Annotated in this window: 2 protein-coding genes and 1 tRNA gene; 1 reads left to right on the forward strand and 2 read right to left on the reverse strand. The window is 56.3% G+C overall.

The annotated features are described in order from the left end of the window. Nucleotides 1-8: 8 nt before the first annotated feature. Nucleotides 9-85, reverse strand: a tRNA-Arg gene (locus NWQ23_RS13005). Between the two features lie 110 nt (nt 86-195). On the opposite strand from NWQ23_RS13005, the gene NWQ23_RS13010 reads away from it, so the two are divergent. Further along, the gene (locus NWQ23_RS13010; protein ID WP_306166805.1) at nt 196-1,221 is read left to right on the forward strand and encodes a LacI family DNA-binding transcriptional regulator; all 1,026 of its coding nucleotides are present in this window, start codon (nt 196-198) and stop codon (nt 1,219-1,221) included. A gap of 72 nt (nt 1,222-1,293) precedes the next feature. Here the strand turns inward: NWQ23_RS13010 and NWQ23_RS13015 are convergent. Beyond that, the coding region (locus NWQ23_RS13015) for an OmpA family protein (protein ID WP_306166806.1) at nt 1,294-1,616 on the reverse strand (323 nt) is incomplete at its 5' end.

Genomic DNA, 1,616 nt, shown 5'->3' on the forward strand with positions numbered 1-1,616 from the left:
GGTGTTTTTGGTGACCCCGGCAGGATTCGAACCTGCAACCTGCCCCTTAGGAGGGGGCTGCTCTATCCAGTTGAGCCACGGGACCATGCCGCATGCTGAATGCCTGTCTTTCCCATGCGGGTCAACGGTCATGCGTTCTAGCTTTTGCGCGCAAGCCCCGCTAATAATGGTTTACATCAGAACAGGATACTTCCCTTGACGAACAAGACAAAGCGGCCTTTGACATTACGCGATGTTTCCGAGGCATCAGGCGTCAGCGAAATGACTGTGAGCCGTGTGCTGCGCAACAAGGGTGATGTGAGCGCTGCAACCCGCCAGAAGGTGCAGGATGCGGCCAAGCAGCTAGGTTATGTGCCAAATAAAATTGCAGGTGCTTTGGCATCGCAGCGGGTAAATCTTGTGGCTGTCATTATTCCTTCACTGGGCAATATGGTGTTTCCAGAGGTGCTGGCGGGGATTTCCGAGGTCCTTGAAGGCACCGATCTGCAGCCGGTCGTCGGCGTGACGGACTACCTGCCTGAGAAAGAAGAGAAAGTCCTCTTCGAGATGCTGTCTTGGCGGCCTTCCGGGATTATCATTGCGGGCCTTGAACATTCCGAGGCATCGCAGGCGATGTTGCAGCAGGCAGGTATTCCGGTGGTCGAGATCATGGACACCGATGGCGAGCCGATTGATCACTGCGTCGGCATCTCGCACCGCCGCGCCGGGCGCAAGATGGCAGAAGAAATTATCGCTGCAGGCTACAAGCGCATAGGGTTCATGGGAACCAAAATGCCGCTGGATCACCGGGCGCGGAAGCGGTTTGAGGGGTTTACCCGAACTTTGGCCAAAGCAGGCATCGAGATTGCGGATCAGGAATTCTATTCCGGCGGCTCTGCACTGGCCAAGGGCCGCGAAATGACTGCCAAGATGATTGAACGGACGCCTGACCTTGATTTCCTGTATTATTCCAACGATCTGATTGGTGCAGGCGGGCTTCTTTACCTGCTGGAGCAAGGCATTGACGTGCCTGGAAAAATTGGGTTGGCGGCATTCAATGGTGTAGAGTTGCTGGAGGGCTTGCCGCGGCAGTTGGCAACGATGGATGCCTGTCGCCGCGAAATTGGCGTCAAGGCGGCCCAGATCATCGCGGCGCGCAATCGTGGAGAAGAGCTGCAAGAGGGCGCGACTGTGACGCTCAGTCCCAAGCTGGCGCCAGGTGATACGCTCAGGCGGAATTAGGGCCAGTGCCCATGAGAATAAAAGAGGCGCCAGTTAAGAACCGGCGCCTTTTTCCTTGTCATAAGCGGTAGATTATGTCGGAGATTTGACCCAGACTTCAACGCGGCGATTGATCCGGCGGCCGTCTTCTTCTTCGTTACAGTTGACCGGCGCGATTTCACCAAAACCGATTGATGAGATCGCCACTTTTGCCAAGCGGCTGCCCGCGAAATCTGCGATTTCTTCTGCAACTTGGCCAGCGCGCTGACGCGACAGGTTCAAGTTGCTGTCAAACTCGCCCACAGAGTCGGTGAAGCCGACAATCAGAACTTCGCTGCCGGCAGGTTGATTGGCGAGGTAGTCAACCAGACGCGCTTTGTCGGTCAAGCCGCGCGCATCCAGTTGCGCAGACCCTA

Origin of the sequence: Yoonia sp. (assembly GCF_030731595.1) — a bacterium.
GTDB lineage: Bacteria > Pseudomonadota > Alphaproteobacteria > Rhodobacterales > Rhodobacteraceae > Yoonia.